The sequence below is a fragment of the Brevundimonas sp. genome (assembly GCF_050729455.1).
Taxonomy (GTDB): domain Bacteria; phylum Pseudomonadota; class Alphaproteobacteria; order Caulobacterales; family Caulobacteraceae; genus Brevundimonas.
Genome location: NZ_JBOHLI010000107.1, coordinates 1 through 3318, shown reverse-complemented (window position 1 = coordinate 3318; position 3318 = coordinate 1). Strand labels below are relative to the sequence as shown.

At 65.0% G+C, this 3318-nt stretch carries 4 protein-coding genes; 2 read left to right on the top strand and 2 right to left on the bottom strand.

What is annotated here, in order from left to right; all coding sequences use genetic code 11:
- A partial coding sequence (locus tag ACREEF_RS15660) for an aldehyde dehydrogenase family protein (protein WP_431566495.1) occupies positions 1-172 on the top strand: 172 nt, incomplete at its 5' end.
- 166 nt (positions 173-338) lie between these two features.
- On the top strand, positions 339-1448 hold the full coding sequence (locus ACREEF_RS15655) for an IS110 family transposase (RefSeq protein WP_431566494.1): 1110 nt from the start codon (positions 339-341) through the stop codon (positions 1446-1448).
- 264 nt (positions 1449-1712) lie between these two features.
- On the opposite strand, the gene ACREEF_RS15650 is transcribed toward ACREEF_RS15655, so the two are convergent.
- Together ACREEF_RS15650 and ACREEF_RS15645 are read right to left on the bottom strand one after the other, a co-directional pair.
- A complete protein-coding gene (locus ACREEF_RS15650; protein WP_431566493.1) occupies positions 1713-2087 on the bottom strand; it encodes a hypothetical protein in 375 nt (124 codons plus the stop codon).
- Positions 2084-3172 (bottom strand): IS5 family transposase, encoded by a 1089-nt coding sequence (locus ACREEF_RS15645; RefSeq protein ID WP_431566492.1) that lies wholly within the window; start codon positions 3170-3172, stop codon positions 2084-2086. The genes ACREEF_RS15650 and ACREEF_RS15645 overlap by 4 nt, the downstream gene beginning before the upstream one ends.
- Positions 3173-3318 lie beyond the last annotated feature (146 nt).

Here is a 3318-nt window from a genome sequence, read left to right as displayed (position 1 = left end):
CGCTGAGGAGCTCGAATACGGCATGGTCGGCATCAATGCCGCCATCCTCGGCACCGAGGTCGCGCCCTTCGGCGGCGTCAAGGAATCCGGCCTCGGCCGCGAGGGCTCGCTCCACGGCATGGATGAGTTCGTCGAGATCAAGTACATGCTCATGGGCGGCCTCGGAGACTGAACCAAGGCCCGCCGCGTCATTGCGAGAAGCGATAGCGACGAAGCAATCTAGACCCCATGATCGCGGAGTGAGCTGACTGGGTCGGCGGCCTCTCCCGCGGCATTCTCCGTTCGAGGGTTGCGCCAGATTGGCTGGTGCCGAGCCTCAAGAATGGGGGAGAGACCGGATGCAGAATAGCACGTTCATCGGGCTGGACGTCCACAAGGCCACGATTTCGGTCGCAGTTGCGCGGGGCGAGCGTGGCGGCGAAGTCCGCCACTGGGGATCCGTCCCGCACCGACCCGATCATGTCCGCAAGCTGGTGGAGAAGCTGGCTGCGGACGGATCGCTGCTGCATTTCTGCTACGAGGCCGGACCCTGCGGTTATGGCCTGCACCGCCAGTTGGTCGAGGCGGGCCACGACTGTATCGTGATTGCGCCCTCACTGATCCCGATCAAAGCCGGGGACAGGGTGAAGACCGACCGCCGCGACGCACTGATGCTGGCGAAGCTGCATCGCGCCGGAGAATTGACGCCGGTCTGGGTCCCGGACCCGGCGCATGAAGCGATGCGCGATCTGATCCGAGCGCGGGCAACGGGAATGCGGACCCTGGGCAAGGCGCGGCAGCACCTGCAGGGCTTTCTGCTTCGGCATGGCCGGATCTATCCGGGCAAGAAGGGCTGGACGGTGGCCTACCGGCGCTGGCTGACGACTGTGCGTTTCCAGCACCCCGCTCAGCAGATCGTCTTCCAGGACTATGTTGACGCGGTCGCCGACACCGAGGCCCGGGTCGCGCGCCTGACCGCCCAGATCGCCGATTTGCTTCCGGTCTGGAGTCTGGCACCGGTGGTGGAAGCCGTCCAGGCCATGCGGGGTGTCGCCTTCATCGTTGCCGTCACGGTCGTGGCCGAGGTTGGGGATTTCCAACGGTTCGACAACCCGCGGCAATTGATGGCCTATCTCGGCCTTACCCCCTCCGAGCATTCCAGCGGTTCGACGGTGCGCCGTGGCGGGATCACCAAGGCCGGCAGTGGGCTGGCGCGGCGCGCACTGATCGAGGGCGCCTGGAGTTACCGGATGCAGGCGCGGGTTAGCCGCAAACTTCACGACAGGATCGAGGGGTTACCCCAAGCGGTGCGCGATATCGCCTGGAAGGGCCAATTGCGGATGTGCCACCGTTACCGCCAGCTGGTCGCGGCCGGGAAGGCGAAGGTGATCGTCATAACGGCCATTGCTCGCGAGATGGTGGGCTTCATCTGGGCTATCGCGCGGGCCGTGACGGCTGCCCCGATCTGAACCACGGGGACACAGGCGAAGAAGGAAGGCGCCCTGATCATGCCGATGCGCAAGGTTGGGGACGGAACGCGGTGGGGAACCCTCGTGCCCTGTTATGAGCCGACACGGTCGACGCTCGCTTCTTAGAACGAGGCAGCCCCAGGACGAAACCACGGTCATGCGGTAGCCAACCCGCGCATGAGAGCTTGCTCAACCGTCGTCTCAGTTCCGTCTCCTACCCTGCGCATCTACATCACGCAGCACCCGGTGAAGCCGGGACATTCGTCATGAAACAAGGGTTTGACGGCGATCATGAGAGCAGGCTGTTGAAGAAGGCTCCCATTTGGCCTTGAGGATGGCCTCGTCGCCATTGTGATAGGTGAAGGTGATCTCGATCGCGCCGTCGTCGAGCAGTTCGGCGGAGCCATCGCCGGTGATCTCGTCCATCTCGTCGAAGCCGGCCCATGTGAAGAAGACCATGGAGGGGCTGTAGGAGAGGTCGAGGCTGGCCTGCATCGCCCCGAAGGCGATCTCGCCACGGTTGTCGGCGCCGATGACGATGGCGGCGGGCGCGACCAGGTCGAGATAGCCGCGATCCCACAGATCGGCCTCGACGATCCGCCAGCGACCGATCAACTGGCAGTGTGCCGGCACACTCATCGCGAGGCGGCCATGAGCTTCGGCAATCGCACCAGATTGTAGGCGGCGGCGCTGAAGGTGAAGGCCCATCCGACGCGGTCGCGGCCCCGGAACTTCGTCTTGTCCTGCCCGGCGACGGTCTTGATCCAGCCGAACGCCTCCTCGATCCGCTTGCGGATGCGCTGGCTGACGGCATAGCCGCCGTGGCGGGTCGTGCGCCCGTCGATCGCCGACCGCCGCCCCTTCGTATTCTGGGCGACATGCGGCGTCACTTTCATCGAACGCAACTCGTTGACGAAGTCCTGCACGTCATAGGCCTTGTCGGCGCCGAGCGTGATCGCCCGCGGCCGCTCGGCGTGCGGCTCGATCATGTGCAGCGCCGCCACCCGCTCGGCATGCCCGTCGGCCGGCGTCAGGCAGGCGTCGACCAGAAGGCCATGGCGGTTCTCCATCAGCCCATGTCCCATGAAGCAGAGCTTCGCCTCCTTGCCCGCCCCCTTGCGGTAGAGCCGGGCATCGGGATCGGTGGTCGAGCCATGCGTCTGGTTCGATCGCCTCTCGCCGTGGAAGTCCGCCTCGGCGTTGCGTCCGCCCCCAGTCGGCGGCTCGCCCGAGCCATCCTTCGGCTTGACGCTCTTCATCGACGCCCAGGCCTCGATCAGCGTGCCATCGACCGAGAAGTGGTCCGTGGATAGAAGCTGCTTCACCTTGGGCTGGACCAGCACCGCAGACAGGAACTTCGCCGCGATGTCGCCTGCGAGCAGCCGGTCGCGGTTTTTCGAGAACACCGAATGATCCCAGGCCGCATCGTCGACGCCGATGCCGACGAACCAGCGGAACAGGAGATCGTATTCCAGCCGTTCCATCAGGAGCCGCTCCGAGCGGATCGAATAGAACGCCTGCAACAGCAGCGCCCGCAGCAGCTTCTCCGGCGGAATCGATGGTCGCCCGATCGGCGAGTACAGCGCCGCGAAGTCACGCTCCAGCGCCAAAAGCGCCTCAGTCACAATCGTCCGGATCGCCCGCAGCGGATGATCCCGCCGAACCCGCGCCTCAAGATCGACATAGCTGAACAGTTCGCCCGTCCGTTCGTCCCCGCCCCGCATCCATCCCGCTCCGAATCCCTTCAGAGCCAATGAATCATGCCCACAACGCCCAGGCGAGCGCCTTCTTCAACAGCCTGTTAGAGCGCGTACTCATAAGCCGCGCTTGATTGGCGTGGGCTTGACCAATGTCCGCTATGCCCCGGTAG

Excerpts from the sequence above, each read along its gene's own strand:
- ACREEF_RS15655 (WP_431566494.1), top strand. The coding sequence starts at position 339 with ATGCAGAATAGCACGTTCATCGGGCTGGACGTCCACAAGGCCACGATT.
- ACREEF_RS15650 (WP_431566493.1), bottom strand. The coding sequence starts at position 2,087 with ATGAGTGTGCCGGCACACTGCCAGTTGATCGGTCGCTGGCGGATCGTC.
- ACREEF_RS15645 (WP_431566492.1), bottom strand. The coding sequence starts at position 3,172 with ATGCGGGGCGGGGACGAACGGACGGGCGAACTGTTCAGCTATGTCGAT.